Source organism: Polaromonas sp. DSP2-3-2b2 (assembly GCF_049895905.1).
Lineage (GTDB): Bacteria > Pseudomonadota > Gammaproteobacteria > Burkholderiales > Burkholderiaceae_C > Polaromonas.
The window spans coordinates 147,378-163,866 of the sequence record NZ_JAFCTH010000007.1; the positions used below are offsets into that span (position 1 = coordinate 147,378).

At 60.8% G+C, this 16,489-nt stretch carries 24 protein-coding genes; 5 read left to right on the forward strand and 19 right to left on the reverse strand.

The features are described from left to right. The first annotated feature begins 45 nt into the window (after positions 1-45). Complete coding sequence (locus tag ACP7AD_RS08600) at positions 46-1,293, forward strand: CaiB/BaiF CoA transferase family protein (RefSeq protein ID WP_426147106.1); 1,248 nt, start codon at positions 46-48, stop codon at positions 1,291-1,293. Beyond that, the gene (locus tag ACP7AD_RS08605) at positions 1,294-2,025 is read left to right on the forward strand and encodes an alpha/beta fold hydrolase (RefSeq protein ID WP_426147105.1); all 732 of its coding nucleotides are present in this window, start codon (positions 1,294-1,296) and stop codon (positions 2,023-2,025) included. It abuts the gene before it with no gap. Positions 2,026-2,138: 113 nt separating this feature from the next. Here the strand turns inward: ACP7AD_RS08605 and ACP7AD_RS08610 are convergent, their stop codons facing one another. The 5 genes from ACP7AD_RS08610 to ACP7AD_RS08630 all read right to left on the reverse strand — a co-directional run bounded on the left by ACP7AD_RS08610 (position 2,139) and on the right by ACP7AD_RS08630 (position 7,069). After that, positions 2,139-3,428: a DUF445 domain-containing protein gene (locus tag ACP7AD_RS08610; RefSeq protein WP_426147103.1), complete on the reverse strand. Its 1,290-nt coding sequence runs from the start codon at positions 3,426-3,428 to the stop codon at positions 2,139-2,141. Between the two features lie 147 nt (positions 3,429-3,575). Continuing rightward, positions 3,576-4,190, reverse strand: coding sequence for an OmpW/AlkL family protein (locus ACP7AD_RS08615; protein ID WP_426147102.1), 615 nt, complete (start codon positions 4,188-4,190; stop codon positions 3,576-3,578). A gap of 243 nt (positions 4,191-4,433) precedes the next feature. Further along, on the reverse strand, positions 4,434-4,673 hold the full coding sequence (locus ACP7AD_RS08620; protein WP_426147100.1) for a KGG domain-containing protein: 240 nt from the start codon (positions 4,671-4,673) through the stop codon (positions 4,434-4,436). 203 nt (positions 4,674-4,876) lie between these two features. Continuing rightward, positions 4,877-6,157 (reverse strand): O-acetylhomoserine aminocarboxypropyltransferase/cysteine synthase family protein, encoded by a 1,281-nt coding sequence (locus tag ACP7AD_RS08625; RefSeq protein ID WP_426147099.1) that lies wholly within the window; start codon positions 6,155-6,157, stop codon positions 4,877-4,879. Between the two features lie 207 nt (positions 6,158-6,364). Further along, entirely contained in the window at positions 6,365-7,069 is a 705-nt protein-coding gene (locus ACP7AD_RS08630; protein WP_426147097.1) for a DUF4197 domain-containing protein, read from the reverse strand. 14 nt (positions 7,070-7,083) lie between these two features. On the opposite strand from ACP7AD_RS08630, the gene ACP7AD_RS08635 reads away from it, so the two are divergent. After that, complete coding sequence (locus ACP7AD_RS08635; RefSeq protein WP_426147095.1) at positions 7,084-7,599, forward strand: TlpA family protein disulfide reductase; 516 nt, start codon at positions 7,084-7,086, stop codon at positions 7,597-7,599. 252 nt (positions 7,600-7,851) lie between these two features. Here the strand turns inward: ACP7AD_RS08635 and ACP7AD_RS08640 are convergent, their stop codons facing one another. Next, positions 7,852-8,307 (reverse strand): c-type cytochrome, encoded by a 456-nt coding sequence (locus tag ACP7AD_RS08640; protein ID WP_426147094.1) that lies wholly within the window; start codon positions 8,305-8,307, stop codon positions 7,852-7,854. 178 nt (positions 8,308-8,485) lie between these two features. Between ACP7AD_RS08640 and ACP7AD_RS08645 the strand changes: the two genes are divergently transcribed. Together ACP7AD_RS08645 and ACP7AD_RS08650 are read left to right on the forward strand one after the other, a co-directional pair. Then, positions 8,486-9,172 carry a cytochrome b/b6 domain-containing protein gene (locus ACP7AD_RS08645; RefSeq protein WP_426147092.1) on the forward strand — a complete coding sequence of 229 codons (687 nt, stop codon included), beginning with the start codon at positions 8,486-8,488 and terminating at the stop codon, positions 9,170-9,172. Positions 9,173-9,229: 57 nt separating this feature from the next. Beyond that, complete coding sequence (locus ACP7AD_RS08650) at positions 9,230-9,718, forward strand: GNAT family N-acetyltransferase (protein WP_426147091.1); 489 nt, start codon at positions 9,230-9,232, stop codon at positions 9,716-9,718. A 161-nt stretch (positions 9,719-9,879) separates the two neighbouring features. Here the strand turns inward: ACP7AD_RS08650 and ACP7AD_RS08655 are convergent, their stop codons facing one another. The 13 genes from ACP7AD_RS08655 to ACP7AD_RS08715 all read right to left on the reverse strand — a co-directional run. Continuing rightward, positions 9,880-10,386 carry a peroxiredoxin gene (locus ACP7AD_RS08655; RefSeq protein ID WP_426147089.1) on the reverse strand — a complete coding sequence of 169 codons (507 nt, stop codon included), beginning with the start codon at positions 10,384-10,386 and terminating at the stop codon, positions 9,880-9,882. A 182-nt stretch (positions 10,387-10,568) separates the two neighbouring features. After that, the gene (rpsQ, locus tag ACP7AD_RS08660; RefSeq protein ID WP_029526553.1) at positions 10,569-10,838 is read right to left on the reverse strand and encodes a 30S ribosomal protein S17; all 270 of its coding nucleotides are present in this window, start codon (positions 10,836-10,838) and stop codon (positions 10,569-10,571) included. Continuing rightward, complete coding sequence (gene rpmC / locus ACP7AD_RS08665; protein ID WP_426147087.1) at positions 10,838-11,041, reverse strand: 50S ribosomal protein L29; 204 nt, start codon at positions 11,039-11,041, stop codon at positions 10,838-10,840. Before rpmC ends, rpsQ begins: the two co-directional genes overlap by 1 nt. A gap of 16 nt (positions 11,042-11,057) precedes the next feature. Continuing rightward, complete coding sequence (gene rplP / locus ACP7AD_RS08670) at positions 11,058-11,474, reverse strand: 50S ribosomal protein L16 (RefSeq protein WP_029526555.1); 417 nt, start codon at positions 11,472-11,474, stop codon at positions 11,058-11,060. 24 nt (positions 11,475-11,498) lie between these two features. Continuing rightward, entirely contained in the window at positions 11,499-12,404 is a 906-nt protein-coding gene (gene rpsC / locus ACP7AD_RS08675; RefSeq protein ID WP_036807023.1) for a 30S ribosomal protein S3, read from the reverse strand. A gap of 12 nt (positions 12,405-12,416) precedes the next feature. After that, positions 12,417-12,746: a 50S ribosomal protein L22 gene (gene rplV / locus ACP7AD_RS08680; RefSeq protein WP_011799641.1), complete on the reverse strand. Its 330-nt coding sequence runs from the start codon at positions 12,744-12,746 to the stop codon at positions 12,417-12,419. A gap of 9 nt (positions 12,747-12,755) precedes the next feature. Next, positions 12,756-13,034, reverse strand: a complete 279-nt coding sequence (gene rpsS / locus ACP7AD_RS08685) for a 30S ribosomal protein S19 (RefSeq protein WP_007866503.1) — start codon at positions 13,032-13,034, stop codon at positions 12,756-12,758. Between the two features lie 10 nt (positions 13,035-13,044). Next, positions 13,045-13,869: a 50S ribosomal protein L2 gene (gene rplB, locus ACP7AD_RS08690; protein WP_426147084.1), complete on the reverse strand. Its 825-nt coding sequence runs from the start codon at positions 13,867-13,869 to the stop codon at positions 13,045-13,047. Further along, the gene (gene rplW, locus ACP7AD_RS08695; RefSeq protein ID WP_293639114.1) at positions 13,869-14,207 is read right to left on the reverse strand and encodes a 50S ribosomal protein L23; all 339 of its coding nucleotides are present in this window, start codon (positions 14,205-14,207) and stop codon (positions 13,869-13,871) included. The genes rplB and rplW overlap by 1 nt, the downstream gene beginning before the upstream one ends. Further along, positions 14,204-14,824, reverse strand: a complete 621-nt coding sequence (gene rplD / locus ACP7AD_RS08700) for a 50S ribosomal protein L4 (protein WP_426147083.1) — start codon at positions 14,822-14,824, stop codon at positions 14,204-14,206. The genes rplW and rplD overlap by 4 nt, the downstream gene beginning before the upstream one ends. Further along, positions 14,824-15,504 carry a 50S ribosomal protein L3 gene (rplC, locus tag ACP7AD_RS08705; RefSeq protein ID WP_426147081.1) on the reverse strand — a complete coding sequence of 227 codons (681 nt, stop codon included), beginning with the start codon at positions 15,502-15,504 and terminating at the stop codon, positions 14,824-14,826. Before rplC ends, rplD begins: the two co-directional genes overlap by 1 nt. A 232-nt stretch (positions 15,505-15,736) precedes the next feature. Continuing rightward, complete coding sequence (rpsJ, locus tag ACP7AD_RS08710; RefSeq protein ID WP_007838118.1) at positions 15,737-16,051, reverse strand: 30S ribosomal protein S10; 315 nt, start codon at positions 16,049-16,051, stop codon at positions 15,737-15,739. Positions 16,052-16,078: 27 nt separating this feature from the next. Beyond that, on the reverse strand, positions 16,079-16,489 hold a 411-nt coding region (locus ACP7AD_RS08715), incomplete at its 5' end, for an EF-Tu/IF-2/RF-3 family GTPase (protein ID WP_426166082.1).

Sequence of the window (16,489 nt, forward strand, 5' to 3'; positions counted from 1 at the left end):
GCGCTTTGCCGTTTCAGCGAATGCGGCAAGGGGCAAAATACGGCCATGAACTCTCTTCAAGGCATCCGCATTCTCGATTTGTCCCGCGTCCTCGCGGGCCCGTGGTGTACCCAGACGCTGGCCGACCTGGGCGCCGACGTCATCAAGATCGAGCGCCCCGGCAGCGGCGACGACACCCGCACCTGGGGGCCGCCGTTCCTGAAAAACGACGACGGCGTGGAAACGCATGAAGCGGCGTATTACCTGGGTGCCAACCGCAACAAGCGCTCCGTGACCTGCGACATTGCCCAGCCCGCCGGCCAGGTCTTGATTCGCGAACTGGTCATGCATTGCGATGTGTTCGTCGAGAACTTCAAGGTCGGCGACATGGCGCGCTACGGCCTCGATTACGCCTCGCTCAAAGCGCTGAACCCGCGCCTGGTGTATTGCTCGGTCACCGGCTTTGGCCAGAACGGGCCGTATGCCGAACGCGCCGGCTACGACTACGCCATCCAGGGCATGGGCGGGCTGATGAGCGTGACCGGCGAGCGCGACGACCTGGGCGGCGGGCCGCAAAAAGTCGGCGTGGCCGTGGCCGATTTGATGACCGGCATGTATGCCACCGTCGGCATTCTGGCCGCGCTGCGCCATGCCGAGGCCACCGGCGAAGGCCAGCAGGTGGACATGGCGCTGCTCGACACGCAGGTCGCCATGCTGGCCAACCTGGGCGCCAACTACCTGGTCAGCGGCAAGGTGCCGCAGCGCGTCGGCAATGCGCACCAGAACATCGTGCCCTACCAGGTGTTCGAGGTCGCGCCCGCGCCTGACGGCAGCAAGGACCATTTGATTTTGGCGGTGGGCAACGACGCGCAGTACGTCAAATTCTGCAAAGTGGCCAACATTCCCGAACTCGGCGTGAACCCGCTGTTCGCCCGAAACCGCGACCGCGTGCACAACCGCGCCCAGCTGGTGCCGATTTTAGAGAGCGTCATGAAGCTGCGCACCAAGGCCGACTGGCTGGCCGCGCTGGAGGCAGCCAAGGTGCCGTGCGGCGCCATCAACAACCTGGCCGAGGTGTTTGCCGACCCGCAGATCGGTGCGCGGGGCATGGTCACGCACTGGCCGCATCCGTTCAAAAACGATCTGCCGCTGGTGGCCAGCCCGATCAAGCTCAGCGCCACGCCGGTGCGCGAACCCGGCCGGGGCGGCCTGCCGCCGCCGCTGCTGGGTCAGCACACCGAGGAAGTGCTGCGCGAGGTGCTGGGTTATTCCGAGGCGCAATTGCTGGAACTGAAAAATACAGAGGTGACTTGAATGGCCAACTTTGTCCTGGTGCATGGCGCGTGGCACGGCGGCTGGTGCTGGCAGCGGGTGACCAAGGCGCTGCAACAAGACGGCCACCGGGTGCATGCGGTCACACTGACCGGCCTGGGCGAGCGCGCGCATCTGCTGTCGCCCGCCATCACGCTGGACACGCACATCGACGATGTGCTCAAGCTGATCGAGGTCGAAGAGCTGGCCGATGTGGTCCTGGCGGTGCATTCCTACGCCGGCATGATCGGCACGGCGGTGGCCGATCGACTGGGTCAGCGCATCAGGCACCTGGTGTATGTCGATGCGGTGCTGCCCAAACCTGGTGAAAGCTGGAGCAGCACGCAATCAAGCGCCACGCAGCAGCAGCGCCTGGCCGCCGCCCAGTCGTCGCGGCACTTCAGCTTTCCGCCGCCCGACCCGGAAATTTTCGGCCTGATGGACGCCGACCGCGAATGGGTCGGGCGCCGCCAGACGCCGCACCCCGGCAATACTTACCAGGCGCCGCTGCAGTTCGACGCGCAGCGCGTCGCTGCCGTGGCGCGCTCCTTTGTCAGCTGCACCCAGCCCGCGCTGGCAACGATTGAGCCGAGCCGCCTGCGCGCCCAAGACCCGCTGTTCTGGAACGGCGCCTGGCTACCCAAGGCGCACTATGTAGAGTTGCAAACCGGCCATGACCCGATGATCAGCGAGCCTGCGGCCCTGGCTCGGATCCTGCTCGGTTGCAGCACCTGAGCAGGCGTTCAAACAGGAAATTTTTACCAAAAATTGCCTTTTCGCAATAAGGCAAAGGACCTTCAGCTATATAAAAAATAGCACCTTGATGAAGCCTGCGAAACCGGCATGCGCTAGCCCAGCAGCCGGGTCACGCTGTAGATGGCCAGGCCCACCAGCCCGCCGACCAGCGTGCCGTTGATGCGGATGAACTGCAGGTCGCGCCCGATGGCCAGTTCGATGCGGTCGCTCATCTCCTCGCGGCTCCAGCGGGCCAGTTGCGTTTCGATGAACTGCCCCACCTCGCCCCGATGGTTGCGCACCAGCAGGACGCTGCCCGATTCGATGGCGCGGTTGAGCCCCTCGACCAGCCGCGCATCGTGTGCCAGCGCATCGCCGACCTTGCCCGCCAGCATCGAGATCTGCCGGGCCGTGGCCGGATCGTCCCGGCCCAAGTCATCGAGCAGGCGGTCCTTGATCACGCCCCACAGGCTGCCCAGCAAGGTTTGCACGCGCGCATTGGCCAGGGTTTCCTGCTGATGCCGGGCGATGAATTCATGCCATGCCGGATCGTCTTTCAGGTGCAGCACAAACTCCTGGACCAAGCCCGTGAAACGTGCCCGGGCCGGATGGGCCGGGTCGAGCAAGACTTCATGCGCTGACCTGGCGAGCGAACGCAGCGCCCGGGGGCCTATCGCGGCGGTTCCCACCTTGTAGAACACGTTCTCGACGCCGAACACCGCAATCAGGAAATCAATCGCTTGCTGCTGGTTTTTTTCCTCGTCCAGGTAGCTGGAGAGTTCGCGCAATGCGCTGTCGAGCAGTTGCTGGTGGCTGCCTTCGGCCACCAGCAGGTCCAGCAGCTTGCCCGCATTCGCGGCAATGTCGAGCTGCGACAGCTGGCGGGTGGCCGCACCCTGGACCAGCAGGCTCATGGCTTCATGGTCCAGCGCCTGGAGCACCACCTTCATGGCCTTGGCCATGGCCAGCCCCAGCTGGTCTGAATGACCGGGCGCCAGCAGCCAGGCACCGAGCAGGCCGGCGGGGTTGGCCTGCCGGATGCGCTCGGCAATGCCTTGCTCGGTGATGAAATGGCTTTCGACAAACTGCCCGAGGTTGCGGCCAATGCCGTCCTTGCTGTTCGGGATGATGGCCGTGTGCCACACCGGAATGCCCAGCGGATGGCGAAACAGCGCCACGACGGCAAACCAGTCGGCCACCGCGCCGACCATGGCCGCTTCGGCGAAGGCCGACACATAGCCCCAGGCAGGGTGCAGCGCGAGCAGGCTGCGGGCCAGGCAAAACACAAGAAACGCCAGCAGCAGCAGGCCGCCGGCCATTCGCTGCATGGTGCGCAGCCGGGCACGACGCAAGGCATCCTCGGCCGAGTCCAGTTGCTGTTGAATGTCGGATGAAGGCTGCATGCCGGGCAGTCTAGCCGCTTGGCTTGCTGTTGCGGCGCGCCGGCCGGCGGCCAAAGCGCTGCAAGACTTGCGACCGGCCGCAAAAAAGCCCTGTCACGCCAACGCACGACAGGGCTTTTAGAGGGTTCTGTGCAGGGGCCGCAGAACTTAGAAGCGCCAGCCCAGGCCCACGCCGACCAGCAGCGGATCGACCTTGAATTCGCCGATCTTGTTGCCGGCCAGTTTCACGTCAGTGCGGAGCATGACTTTTTTCAGGTCCAGGTTGAGGTACACGCCCTTGGTCAGCGGAATGTCCACGCCGACCTGCAGAGCCCCACCCCAGCTGTCCTTGTCCATGGTGACGCCGGGAAGCAGGTCCACGGAGCTGAAACGCGTGTAGTTGATGCCGGCGCCAACATAAGGCTTGAAACCGTTCATCGGAAAGTGATACTGCGCCAGCAGCGTGGGTGGCAGGTGCTTGAAGGTGCCGACCTTGCCAATAACGCTGGACGTCAAGGTCTGTTTTTGCGGCACGGTCAGGATCAGTTCGACCGCCACGTTCGGGCTGAAGAAATAGCTGACATCCACTTCGGGAATCCACTTGTTGTTCATGGAAAGGCCCAGGTCGCCCACACCCTGCACGTTGGTGCTGCCGCCGTTGTCGCTTTGCAGATGCACCGCGCGGGCGCGCACCATCCACGGACCTTCAGTGGTTTGCTGGGCGAAAGCGGCACCCGACAGCAGGGTGGACAAAATGGCGGCGGCAATGAGTTGTTTTTTCATGATGGGCTGCGAATAAAAGCCAGGGAACATTCCCAACTTCCATTGGACGCGCCCAATGCCCCTACCATGTTTGATATGGCGCAAAGGCTTGCAAGCCCACCCGGCCGCACAACGCAAGCTTGCGACAGATCAACAAATCACGTCGTCAACAGGCTCGGCTTGTTGCGCCTCAGCAACATCGCACGGATGTCTTTCAGACTGCCCCACAGAACTGCGGTTGGAACTGCGGGCCTGCGCGGCGGCTCAGGACTCCTGCTGGGAGCCCGGGTTTCGCCGGCCGGCAAGCCCGCCCTTGCGTCCGGCTTCGCGGGCTTCGGTGGCATTGAACTGGTGCGCATTGCCGCTGGCGTGGGCCGCCTTGCCACCCCGGCTGGCGATCTGGCGCTGGCGCTCCGGGTCCATGGAGGCAAAGCCGCGACGGCTCGAAGCCTGGCGCTGGTTGCGGCTGTCCGCATCCTGGGTATTGTCTGGATTGTTTGACATGGCTTTCCTAAGGTCGTTGGAAAAAAGGAAACCCAAGTGTGCAAGCCGGGCCATCGGCCTGGCCGTCGGCTTTAGAGCCTTTGAAAAGTAGGAAGCATCCGACGGGTCGGGGTGCGCAATGCTGAGTTGCCTCGCCTTGCGGTCTGGCAACACGCGCGTCTTGTCAATGCCAGCCGCGCTCAAGCGACGGCTGGGGCCGGGCGTCAGACCGCCGCCAGCGCCTGCTCCAGGTCGGCCAGCAGGTCGTCGATGTGCTCGATGCCGACCGACAGGCGCACCATGTCCACGCTCACGCCGGCCCGGGCCAGCTCAGCCGCATTGAGCTGGCGGTGCGTGGTCGAGGCCGGGTGGCAGGCCAGCGACTTGGCGTCGCCGATGTTGACCAGCCGGGTGAACAGCTGCAGCGCATCCTGGAAACGCCCACCTGCCGCCATCGCATCAAGCGCCGACTTCACGCCAAAGCTGATGATGCCCGAGGCCTTGCCGGCCATGTATTGCTGCACCAGCGCATGGTCGCGGTGCTCCGGCAGGCCGGCGTAATTGACCCAGGCCACCTTCGGATGGTTCTTCAGGAAATGGGCGATGGCCAGCGCGTTGTCGCAGATGCGGTCCATGCGCAGCGCCAGCGTTTCAATGCCCTGCAGGATCTGGAAGGCGGCCATCGCGCTCAGGGCTGCGCCCATGTTGCGCAGCGGCACGACGCGCGCGCGGCCAATGTAGGCGGCGGCGCCTAGCGCTTCGGTGTACACCACGCCGTGGTAGCTGACGTCGGGTTCGTTCAGGCGTTTGAAGCGCGCCTTGTGCTCGGCCCACGGGAACTTGCCGCTGTCAACGATCACGCCGCCCAGCGTCGTGCCGTGGCCGCCCAGGTACTTGGTCAGCGCATGCACGACGATGTCGGCGCCGTGCTCGAACGGACGGCACAGGTAGGGAGTGGACACGGTGTTGTCAACAATCAGCGGCACGCCGCTAGCATGCGCCACAGCGGCCAGCGCGGCGATGTCGGTGACGTTGCCCAGCGGATTGCCCACCGATTCGCAAAACACCGCCTTGGTGCGCGCGTCGATCAGCGGCGCGAACGAGGCCGGGTCGCGCGGGTCGGCGAAGCGCACCTCGATGCCCATTTGCGGAAAGGTGTGGGCAAACAGGTTGTAGGTCCCGCCGTAGAGCGCCGACGACGCGACGATGTTGTCGCCGGTTTCGGTGATGGTCTGGATGGCGTAGGCAATCGCCGCCATGCCCGAGGCCACCGCCAGCGCGCCAATGCCGCCTTCGAGCGCCGCCATGCGCGCCTCTAACACCGCATTGGTCGGGTTCATGATGCGGCTGTAGATGTTGCCAGCGACCTTCAGGTCGAACAGGTCGGCGCCGTGCTGCGTGTCGTCAAACGCAAAAGCCACGGTCTGGTAGATCGGCACCGCGACGGCCTTGGTGGTCGGGTCGGGCGTGTAGCCGCCGTGAACGGCGATGGTCTCGATTTTCATGGTTTTCCTGTGCAAAAAAGTTCAAGCCTAACAGGCTGGGTGGCGGTGGTTCAATGCGGCTGGGTTGCAAGCTTATGCGGTTTTTATGCTTGCTCAGCCGGCTGATGCGGCAAGCAGAGCGCCAGGCAATTTCTCTTTTTTAATAGCTGCTTACGCCCGTCACGCCTGCGCAAACTGCCAATTTGACTCATATTTTTCTGCATCGCCCTATTTCAGCGCGCCAAACACCTTCTGCAAAATGGCGCTGCCGGTGCCGACCGGATCCTGGCGGATTTTCCTTTCCTCCTCGCCAATCACCAGGTACAAGCCGTCGAGCGTCCGGCCAGTCACGTACTGCTGGATGTTGGCATCTTCCTTTTTCACCAGGCCGAAGCCGGCGGCCTTGCCGGCGAATTCGTTGTACTTGCTGGCCAGGCCGACTTTTTCAGTCGCCCGGTTCACCACCGGCAGGAATTTCACGCCCAGCGGCGCACGCGTCTTTTCGGCAAAAAAGGCAGTGACCGAGGTATCGCCGCCGCTCAGGATGTTTTTCGCGTCGTTGACATTCATCGAGCGCACGGCGCCGACCAGCAGGTCCTTGCCCATCGGCACGGCCGATTCGGCGGCGCGGTTGATGGCGGTAACCAGCTCATCGATGCGCCGGCCCTGTCCAAAATTTTTCAGCAGTCTTGACGCGTCTTCCAGATAGCCGGGCAGCGGGATGCGAACTTTTGGGTTGCCCAGGAATCCATCGGGCTTGCCGAGCAGGGCAATGGCCGTCAAGACGCCTTTTTCAAGCGCGGTCTTCAGGCCGCTGCCGGCTTCGGCATTGGTCAGGTCGCCCATCGACAAGGCACGGGCCTGGCCGTAGGTCGCCAGAATCAGCAAGCCCAGCGCGCCGGCACCTGTCTGGTTAAAATTTCGACGTTGCATGAAGAGGTCTCCTGATGAAAAGAATTTCTCCCGTGGCAGTATGCCGCATGGTGCTGGCGGGCGCACTGGTGCTGGGCGGGGCAGCGTACCTGACGGGCTGCAGCGGGGCGCAGGCCGCGCCCGAATCGACCTTCGTGCTGCTCGACGGCAGCAAGCAGACCACGGCCGACCTGAAGGGCAAGGTCACGCTGGTGAATTTCTGGGCCACCAGCTGCGTGACCTGCGTGGCCGAAATGCCCAAACTCATTTCCACCCACAACAAATACCGGGCCCAGGGCTACGACACGCTGGCCATCGCCATGAGCTACGACCCGCCAAGCTATGTCGTCAATTACGCCGAAACCCGGCAGCTGCCGTTCAAGGTCGCCATCGACAACACCGGCGCCAATGCCAAGGCCTGGGGCGATGTGCAACTGACGCCCACGACCTTCCTGGTCAACAAGCGCGGCCAGATCGTCAAGCAGTTCGTCGGCGAGCCGGACTTTACCGCGCTGCACCAGCTGATTGAAAAGCTGCTGGCCGAAAGCTGAACCGCCTCACTTCAAGCGCCCACGAAAAAGGCCGGCTCCCGCAAAGGACCGGCCTTTTTGCCGAACCTGCTACACGCACAGCACAGCGCTCTTCACCAGGCAAGGGCCGCGGGACTGGCTTCGCCAGACCGCAGGCGCAGCGGCCCCTCGGGGGCAAGGAGTTACGCGAAGCGAACGACTGTGGGGCTCAATTTCTGCGGCCCCCTCGGGAGGGCAGGGAGCTACACGCAGTGAGCGACCGTGGGGGCTTCATTACTTGTTCTTGAAAGCGTCGTGGCAGGACTTGCAAGTGTTGGCCGTTGCAGCGAACGAGGTCTTCAGTGCTTCAAGGTTGCCGGTCTTGGTGGCGGCGGCGAGCTTGTCGGCCTCAAGCACCAGCTTGTCGCCTTCACTCTTGAACTTGGCCTGCTCGGTCCAGACTTCCGACCTGGCCTTGCTGCGGGGGTCCTGGTCGGTGCCGGGACCGAAACCGGCCCATGGCAGCCGGGCCATCACGGCGACCAGCTGGGCATTTTCCGCAGCCACCTTGGCATCGAACGGCACCTTGCCGTTGGCCATGGCTTGAATACGGCCAAAATGCGTGCCCATGACGGACAGCGCGCTCTGGCGGTATTTGACGGCATCCTCAGGCTTGGCGAACTGGGCTGAGGCTGGCGCGGCCATGGCCAGCAAAGTGGCGGCAGCGGCCGCGCAGGCAAGAATTTTCATTGGATTCCTTATTTTTTTAAAAAATGGGCAGAACGGCAACACTGTTACGCTTGTTGCCGGACTGCTGGAGTTTAGCCAGTGCCGACAAGTTCCACTGGAACTTGTCGGCTGTTGGAAAGCACCAACAGCCCAGCGTTCAACCGGGCGCCTTTCCTGCAAGAAAATGAATCGGATACGGATGCACGACAACAAAACATTGACCAAGGTACGCGTCTGGGACTTGCCAACGCGGCTCTTCCACTGGGCACTGGCCATCGGCATCACCGGACTGGCCATCAGCGGCACGGTCGGCGGAAATGCCATGGTCTGGCATTTCCGCTTCGGCTATGCCGTGCTCGCACTGCTGCTGTTTCGCATCGTCTGGGGGCTGGCGGGCGGCCGCTGGTCGCGTTTCGGCGCCTTCATCTATGCGCCGCAAAGCCTCATCGACTACCTTAAAGGGAAAGGCAAACCCGAGCACGGCGTAGGCCACACCCCGATCGGCGCACTGTCGGTCTTTGCACTGCTCGGCTTGCTTGTGCTTCAGGTGGGCAGCGGCCTGGTCAGCGACGACGAAATTGCCTTTGCCGGACCGCTGACAGCCTTCGTTTCCAACGCCACGGTCGGTCTGGCCACCAACTACCATACCAACATTGGCAAATGGATACTGCTGGGCCTGGTCGTGCTGCATATCGCGGCCATCGTGTTCTACCTGCTGCGCAAGCACAAGCTGGTGCAGGCGATGCTGCATGGCGACAAGGAACTGGCGCGGCCGATGCCCGCGTCGCGCGATGACCTGGTGTCGCGCACGGCCGCGCTGCTGGTCTTCATGCTGTGTGCGGGGCTGAGCTACTGGGTTTCCACGCTGGAAAGCGCCGCCTTCTGAAAAGCCCATCCGCAGCGTGGCGCTAAACTGGTGGCCGATTTCCCTCCAGGCGACACCGTGCCACGACCCACCCTCCATTTCATCACGCCCGACTCTCCAGAGCTGCTGGCCGCCACGCGGCAGATCTTCACCGAATACGCCACGCAGTTGGGCATCGACCTGTGTTTTCAGAACTTCGATGCTGAACTGGCCGACCTGCCGGGAGAATACAGCGAACCGCGTGGCGCCTTGCTGCTGGCGCTGGTCGATGGAGAAATCGCCGGCTGCTGCGGTTTGCGCGCCCTGGATTCGGTTGACTACCCGAATGCCGCCGAAATGAAGCGGCTGTATGTGCGCAAGGCGTTTCGCCGCTTCGGCCTGGGCCGGCAACTGGCCGATGCGATGCTGGACATGGCGCGCATGGCGGGCTACCAAAGCGTGCTGCTCGACACCCTGGACGACATGGAATCGGCCAGAGCGCTGTATGCCGAACTGGGCTTTGAGGACATACCGCCCTACTATTACAACCCCGTGGCTGGCGCCCACTACCTGAAGGTCGATTTATAGTCCGATTTCAAGCGAAAAATGCTTGTTGCGCACGTCTACATTGCGTAGCCAGCTATTAAAAGCATAGTAAATCCCAGAATGCGTGGCACGCCGGACGAAAGCATTGGCCATGAAAAAGCCGCCTTTCTCAAGAAAGGCGGCTTGGCGAAGCAGACCGGATATCAGGCAGTGGCCTGGGCCAGCAGCGTTTCGGCGTCGCTCACTTCAAACTTGCCCGGACCTTCGACATTCAGGCTCACGACCTTGCCGTCCCTGACCAGCATCGAGTAGCGGTTGCTGCGCAGGCCCAGCCCCTTGCCGTTCAGGTCCAGCGTCAGGCCGGTGGCCTTGGCAAAGGCGGCATCGCCATCGGCCAGCATGCGTACCTTGCCTTCGGTTTTCTGGTCGCGCGCCCAAGCGCCCATCACGAACGCATCGTTCACGCTCAGGCACCAAATTTCATCAACGCCAGCGGCCTTCAATTCGGCAAACTTCGCCATGTAACCGGGCACATGCTTGGCCGAACAGGTCGGCGTGAAGGCGCCTGGCACGGCAAACAAGGCAATCGTCTTATCAGCACTGGCCTGCGCCACATCGACCGGATTTGGGCCCAGGCTGCAGCCCTTGCCTTCAACTTCGACATACTCCATCAACGTGGATGCTGGAAGGGTGTCGCCTACTTTAATCATGAATGCTCCTGGTTCTGGATGCAACGCACATCACGTTGCGACGCCATTTTGTCCTAGCGCAAGAAGTGCCGCACCACCATGGTCTTTGAAGCCAAGCCAGCGTGGCAGCGCTGCTAGATGCCCACAAAAAAGGCCCACACAGTGGGCCTTTTTTGGAGGGCATCACGCCAGAGTCCTGAGGCTTAGACGATTCCAGCCTTTTGCACCAGACGGGTCACAACCCAATTCTTGGTTTTGGAGATCGGGCGGCTTTCAGTGATCTCGATCACGTCGCCTGTCTTGAACTCGCCCTTTTCGTCATGAGCGTGGTACTTGCTCGACAGGGAGACGATCTTGCCGTAGAGCTCGTGCTTCACGCGGCGTTCGACCAGAACCGTGACGGTCTTGGCACGCTTGTCGCTGACCACCTTGCCAATCAAGGTGCGCTTGAGGGATTTTTTAACTTCCGTCATTATTTTGCTCCTTGCTTGACGATGGTTTCGGCCAGGATGGTCTTGGCGCGAGCGATGGCACGACGCGTGGAGCGCAGCGTGGCGGTGTTGGTCAGTTGCTGCGTGGCTTTTTGCATACGCAGGCCAAAGTGGGCTTTTTGCAGCTCTTTGACTTCGGCTTTCAAACCGTCAACGTCTTTTTGGCGCAGTTCAGTAGTGTTCATTTCTTCATTCTCCTGATTACTGGCCGATCATGCGGCTGACGAATGTGGTGCGCAGCGGCAGCTTGGCGGATGCCAGGCGGAACGCTTCGCGGGCCAGTTCTTCAGTCACGCCGACAATTTCGAAAACGATCTTGCCGGGCTGGATTTCAGCCACGTAGTACTCTGGATTGCCTTTACCGTTACCCATACGCACTTCAGCAGGCTTTTGGGAAATCGGCTTGTCCGGGAAGACACGGATCCAGATACGGCCGCCACGCTTGACGTGACGGGAAATCGCACGACGTGCGGCTTCAAGTTGACGAGCAGTCAGGCGGCCACGGTCGGTGCACTTGAGACCGAAGTCACCAAATGCAACGGTGTTGCCACGGGTGGCGACACCCGTGTTACGGCCTTTTTGCTCTTTGCGGTATTTTCTGCGAGCGGGTTGCAGCATTTGTATTCTCCGTTATTAGACCGATTACTCGGTCTTGGCACCGTCAGCTGCTGCAGCTGGCGCGGCTTTGCGGACGCGCTTAACGGTGTTGTTCGGGGCTTCGGCGCCAGACGCCTCAGCCGGCTTGTCGCTGCCGTCAGCCGGTGCGGTGTTGCCACCGACAGCGCTGCGCGGCGCGCGCGGGGCACCGCGAGGCGCTCCACGGTCCGGGCGGTCACCAGGACGTGCATCACGACGCGGGCCGCGCGGCTTGCGCTCTTCGTCAGCGACTTCGATCATCTTGGCGCCCGTGCCGTCGTTGCGACCCAGCGTGTCACCCTTGTAGACCCAGACCTTGACACCGATGATGCCGTAGGTGGTCTGTGCTTCAGAGGTGCCGTAGTCAATGTCGGCGCGCAGCGTGTGAAGGGGTACGCGACCTTCGCGGTACCACTCGCAACGAGCGATTTCAATGCCGTTCAGGCGACCTGACGACATGATCTTGATGCCCAGGGCACCCAGACGCATGGCGTTTTGCATGGCGCGCTTCATGGCACGGCGGAACATGATGCGTTTTTCAAGCTGCTGGGTGATGCTGTCGGCGATCAGCTTGGCATCAATTTCAGGCTTGCGAACTTCTTCGATGTTCACGGCAACCGGCACGCCCAGCTGGCGGCTCAGTTCCTTCTTCAGGGCTTCGATGTCCTCGCCTTTTTTGCCGATCACGACGCCCGGACGCGCCGAGAAAATCGTGATGCGGGCATTCTTGGCGGGACGCTCGATCAGAACGCGCGACACGGCAGCATTCTTGAGCTTTTTCTTCAGGTACTCGCGCACCTTGATGTCTTCGGCCAGCATGCCGGCGAAGTCACGGTTGTTGGCGTACCAGCGGCTGGACCAGTTGCGGCTGATGGACAGCCGGAAACCGGTTGGGTTGATTTTTTGTCCCATATCCTGCTGCCCTTAATTGCCAACGACCACGTACACATGGCACGTAGGCTTGCTGATGCTGTTGCCGCGGCCTTTGGCGCGCGCGGAGAAACGCTTGAGCGTGGCGCCTTGTTCGACGTAGATGGTTTTCACCCTCAACTCGTCGATGTCGGCTCCGTCGTTGTGTTCAGCGTTGGCGATGGCGGACTCCACTACCTTCTTGATGATTCCAGCAGCTTTTTTCTGCGTGAAGTTCAGGATGTTGAGCGCTTGATCCACTTTCTTGCCGCGGATCAGGTCAGCGACCAGACGGCCTTTGTCGACCGACAGACGAACGCCCCGGAGGGTTGCACGTGTTTCCATGGTCTTTCCTTACTTTCTCACAACTTTTTTGTCAGCCGGATGACCTTTGAAAGTCCGGGTGAGTGCGAACTCGCCCAACTTGTGGCCAACCATTTGATCGGTGATGTAGACAGGGACGTGCTGCTTGCCGTTGTGCACAGCGATGGTCAGGCCGATGAACTCGGGCAGGATCATGGAGCGGCGCGACCAAGTCTTGATCGGCTTTTTGTCTTTGTTGGTAACGGCTTTATCAGCCTTGGCTACCAAGTGGTGGTCGACAAAGGGACCTTTTTTGAGTGAACGTGTCATGGCTTAACCCTTACTTCTTGCGACGCGAAACAATCATCACTTGCGTGCGCTTGTTGTTGCGGGTGCGGTAGCCCTTGGTCAGGTTACCCCATGGATCGACAGGATGGCGACCTTCGCCGGTCTTGCCTTCGCCGCCACCGTGTGGGTGATCGACCGGGTTCATGACCACACCGCGAACGGTCGGACGAATACCCATCCAGCGCTTCACACCGGCCTTGCCGAGGCGGCGCAGGCTGTGTTCTTCGTTGGCGACTTCACCGATGGTGGCGCGGCATTCGATGTGGATCTTGCGAACTTCACCGGAGCGCATACGCACCTGGGCGTAAGTGCCTTCACGGGCCAGCAACGTCGCCGAAGTGCCGGCGGAACGCGCAATTTGCGCACCCTTGCCGATTTGCATCTCGATGCAGTGGATCGTGGAGCCCACAGGAATGTTGCGGATCGGGAGCGTGTTGCCGACGCGAATCGGTGCTTCCGAACCACTCAGGATCGTGGCGCCAACTTCAAGATTGCGAGGGGCAATGATGTAGGCACGCTCGCCGTCGGCGTAGCAGATCAGGGCAATGTGGGCCGTGCGGTTGGGGTCGTACTCAATACGTTCGACCTTGGCCGGAATGGCGTCTTTGTTGCGCTTGAAGTCAACCACGCGGTAGTGGTGCTTGTGACCACCGCCCTTGTGGCGAACCGTGATGTGCCCGTTGTTGTTACGGCCGGACTTCTGGAATTGTGGTTCCAGCAGTGGCGCGTAAGGTTCACCCTTGTGCAGGTGATCCCGGGAGATCTTCACCATGCCGCGCATACCCGGCGAGGTGGGTTTCATCTTAATGACAGCCATTATGCGGACTCCCCACCGAGGTTCAGCTCTTGACCGGCCTGCAGCGTCACGTAGGCTTTGCGCAGGTTGTCCCGGCGGCCTACAGACTTGCCAAAGCGCTTGGTCTTGCCTTTGATGTTCACGACGGCCACTGCCTTGACGTCCACCTTGAACATCAATTGCACAGCGGCCTTGATTTCAAATTTGGTAGCGTCCTGCAGGACCTTGAAGGTGACTGAGTTGGATTTTTCCGCAATCATTGTGGCCTTTTCGGACACGATGGGAGCGACCAGCACCTGCATCAGGCGGCCTTCGTCAAATTTGACTTTGGTGCTGTTGAATTTGTTGGCTGCGCTCATGCGAACATCTCCTTGAGTTGGTCCATGGCGGCCTTGGTCACGAGCACTTTTTTGTAGTGCACGAGTGACAGCGGGTCGGCATAGCGGGGCTCGACAACCAGGATATTGACCAAGTTGCGCGATGCCAGGTACAGGTTTTCGTCAACCTGATCGGCAATCACCAGCACCGAATTGAGATTCATGGCCTTGAATTTGTCGGCCAGGACTTTCGTCTTGGGCGAGTCCACGCTCAAGGACTCAACCACAGCCAGGCGGCCTTCGCGCGCCAGCTGCGAAAAGATCGACGCCATGCCGGCGCGATACATTTTCTTGTTGATCTTGTGCGTGAAGTTTTCATCAGGCATGTTCGGGAAAATACGACCGCCTCCGCGCCACAGCGGGGAAGACGTCATACCTGCACGTGCGCGACCGGTACCTTTTTGTTTAAAAGGCTTCTTGGTCGAGTGACGAACCTGCTCACGATCCTTCTGCGCACGGGTGCCCTGGCGGGCATTGGCCTGGAAGGCCACGATCACCTGATGAATCAGGCTTTCGTTGTATTCGCGACCAAAAACGGTGTCGGACACGTCCACCTTGGACGATGACAGACCCTGGTCATTCAGGAGTTCGACCTGCATCAGTTCGCTCCTTTAGCAGCGGTTGGTTTGGCCTTGATGGCGGCGCGAACCGTCACAAAACCGCCTTTGGAACCAGGCACGGCGCCGCGAATCATCAAGAGCTGACGAGCTTCGTCAATGCGCACGATATCGAGGTTTTGCGTGGTGATGGTGCAGTCGCCCATGTGGCCCGTCATGCGTTTACCAGGAAACACACGACCGGGATCTTGCGCCATACCGATGGAGCCGGGAACGTTGTGCGAACGGCTGTTACCGTGCGACGCGCGCTGCGACTTCATGTTGTGACGCTTGATGGTGCCGGCAAAGCCTTTACCAATGGAAGTACCCTGCACGTCCACCAACTGGCCCACAACGAAAATATCGGCAGCAGGCACAACGGCGCCGGCAGCGTATTTTCCTGCGACGTCAGCCGTCACGCGGAATTCTTTCAGGATTTCGCCAGCTTCAACGCCTGCTTTCGCAAGGTGGCCAGCGACCGGCTTGGTCACGCGCGATGCTTTGCGCGAACCGAATGCCACTTGGAGGGCATCGTAGCCGTCATTTGCTTCGGTTTTAACCTGGGTCACGCGGTTGTTGGATACGTCCACCACCGTGACAGGAACTGTGTCCCCATCATCAGTGAACAGACGCATCATGCCAACCTTGCGGCCCAGCAACCCGAGGGAGTTGCTCAGACTCATGATGTATTCTTTCGTAACTTTCACCGCTGCGACTTCAATTGGCCGCAGACGTTTTGATGTGAAAGACTGTTAATAAAACTGCTCCTATATTCACATGCTTTTAGCAGCGAATTTAGACCAGCCCAAAAGTATAGCGCAGACTGCCGTAAATGGCAAATCTGCGCTATACAAAAGCAATTGAAGCGACTTGATGTTGGATTTTTACCCAACACCGAACCGTTTCATTTTTCGCTTACTGCAGCTTGATTTCGACGTCCACGCCGGCCGGCAGATCGAGCTTCATCAAGGCATCGACGGTTTTATCCGTCGGGTCAACGATGTCCATCAGGCGCTGGTGCGTACGGATTTCCAGCTGGTCGCGGCTCGTCTTGTTGACGTGGGGCGAACGCAGGATGTCGAAACGCTTCATGCGGGTTGGCAGGGGCACGGGGCCCTTGACAATCGCGCCGGTGCGCTTAGCAGTGTCGACAATCTCGGCGGCTGACTGGTCAATCAGTTTGTAGTCAAACGCTTTGAGGCGGATACGGATTTTTTGCTTGGTGGCCATGGTAATTCCTTGGGTTGATCTGGGGAATTACGCGAGGATCTTGGCCACAACGCCAGCGCCCACGGTACGGCCGCCTTCGCGGATGGCGAAGCGCAGGCCTTCTTCCATGGCAATCGGGTTGATCAGCTTGACGGTGATCGACACGTTATCGCCTGGCATGACCATTTCCTTGCCTTCTGGCAACTCGATCGCACCGGTCACGTCCGTCGTGCGGAAGTAGAACTGCGGGCGGTAGTTGTTGAAGAATGGCGTGTGGCGGCCGCCTTCGTCTTTGGACAAAACGTAGATTTCGCCGGTGAAATGCGTGTGTGGCTTGATCGAGCCGGGCTTGCACAGGACTTGGCCGCGCTGCACGTCTTCACGCTTGGTGCCGCGCAGCAAGATGCCGACGTTGTCGCCCGCCTGGCCCTGGTCGAGCAGCTTGCGAAACATTTCCAC

Coding starts and splice junctions, on each gene's coding strand:
- ACP7AD_RS08600 (WP_426147106.1), top strand. CDS start 46: ATGAACTCTCTTCAAGGCATCCGCATTCTCGATTTGTCCCGCGTCCTC.
- ACP7AD_RS08605 (WP_426147105.1), top strand. CDS start 1,294: ATGGCCAACTTTGTCCTGGTGCATGGCGCGTGGCACGGCGGCTGGTGC.
- ACP7AD_RS08610 (WP_426147103.1), bottom strand. CDS start 3,428: ATGCAGCCTTCATCCGACATTCAACAGCAACTGGACTCGGCCGAGGAT.
- ACP7AD_RS08615 (WP_426147102.1), bottom strand. CDS start 4,190: ATGAAAAAACAACTCATTGCCGCCGCCATTTTGTCCACCCTGCTGTCG.
- ACP7AD_RS08620 (WP_426147100.1), bottom strand. CDS start 4,673: ATGTCAAACAATCCAGACAATACCCAGGATGCGGACAGCCGCAACCAG.
- ACP7AD_RS08625 (WP_426147099.1), bottom strand. CDS start 6,157: ATGAAAATCGAGACCATCGCCGTTCACGGCGGCTACACGCCCGACCCG.
- ACP7AD_RS08630 (WP_426147097.1), bottom strand. CDS start 7,069: ATGCAACGTCGAAATTTTAACCAGACAGGTGCCGGCGCGCTGGGCTTG.
- ACP7AD_RS08635 (WP_426147095.1), top strand. CDS start 7,084: ATGAAAAGAATTTCTCCCGTGGCAGTATGCCGCATGGTGCTGGCGGGC.
- ACP7AD_RS08640 (WP_426147094.1), bottom strand. CDS start 8,307: ATGAAAATTCTTGCCTGCGCGGCCGCTGCCGCCACTTTGCTGGCCATG.
- ACP7AD_RS08645 (WP_426147092.1), top strand. CDS start 8,486: ATGCACGACAACAAAACATTGACCAAGGTACGCGTCTGGGACTTGCCA.
- ACP7AD_RS08655 (WP_426147089.1), bottom strand. CDS start 10,386: ATGATTAAAGTAGGCGACACCCTTCCAGCATCCACGTTGATGGAGTAT.
- rpsQ (WP_029526553.1), bottom strand. CDS start 10,838: ATGACGGAAGTTAAAAAATCCCTCAAGCGCACCTTGATTGGCAAGGTG.
- rpmC (WP_426147087.1), bottom strand. CDS start 11,041: ATGAACACTACTGAACTGCGCCAAAAAGACGTTGACGGTTTGAAAGCC.
- rplP (WP_029526555.1), bottom strand. CDS start 11,474: ATGCTGCAACCCGCTCGCAGAAAATACCGCAAAGAGCAAAAAGGCCGT.
- rpsC (WP_036807023.1), bottom strand. CDS start 12,404: ATGGGACAAAAAATCAACCCAACCGGTTTCCGGCTGTCCATCAGCCGC.
- rplV (WP_011799641.1), bottom strand. CDS start 12,746: ATGGAAACACGTGCAACCCTCCGGGGCGTTCGTCTGTCGGTCGACAAA.
- rpsS (WP_007866503.1), bottom strand. CDS start 13,034: ATGACACGTTCACTCAAAAAAGGTCCCTTTGTCGACCACCACTTGGTA.
- rplB (WP_426147084.1), bottom strand. CDS start 13,869: ATGGCTGTCATTAAGATGAAACCCACCTCGCCGGGTATGCGCGGCATG.
- rplW (WP_293639114.1), bottom strand. CDS start 14,207: ATGAGCGCAGCCAACAAATTCAACAGCACCAAAGTCAAATTTGACGAA.
- rplD (WP_426147083.1), bottom strand. CDS start 14,824: ATGCAGGTCGAACTCCTGAATGACCAGGGTCTGTCATCGTCCAAGGTG.
- rplC (WP_426147081.1), bottom strand. CDS start 15,504: ATGAGTCTGAGCAACTCCCTCGGGTTGCTGGGCCGCAAGGTTGGCATG.
- rpsJ (WP_007838118.1), bottom strand. CDS start 16,051: ATGGCCACCAAGCAAAAAATCCGTATCCGCCTCAAAGCGTTTGACTAC.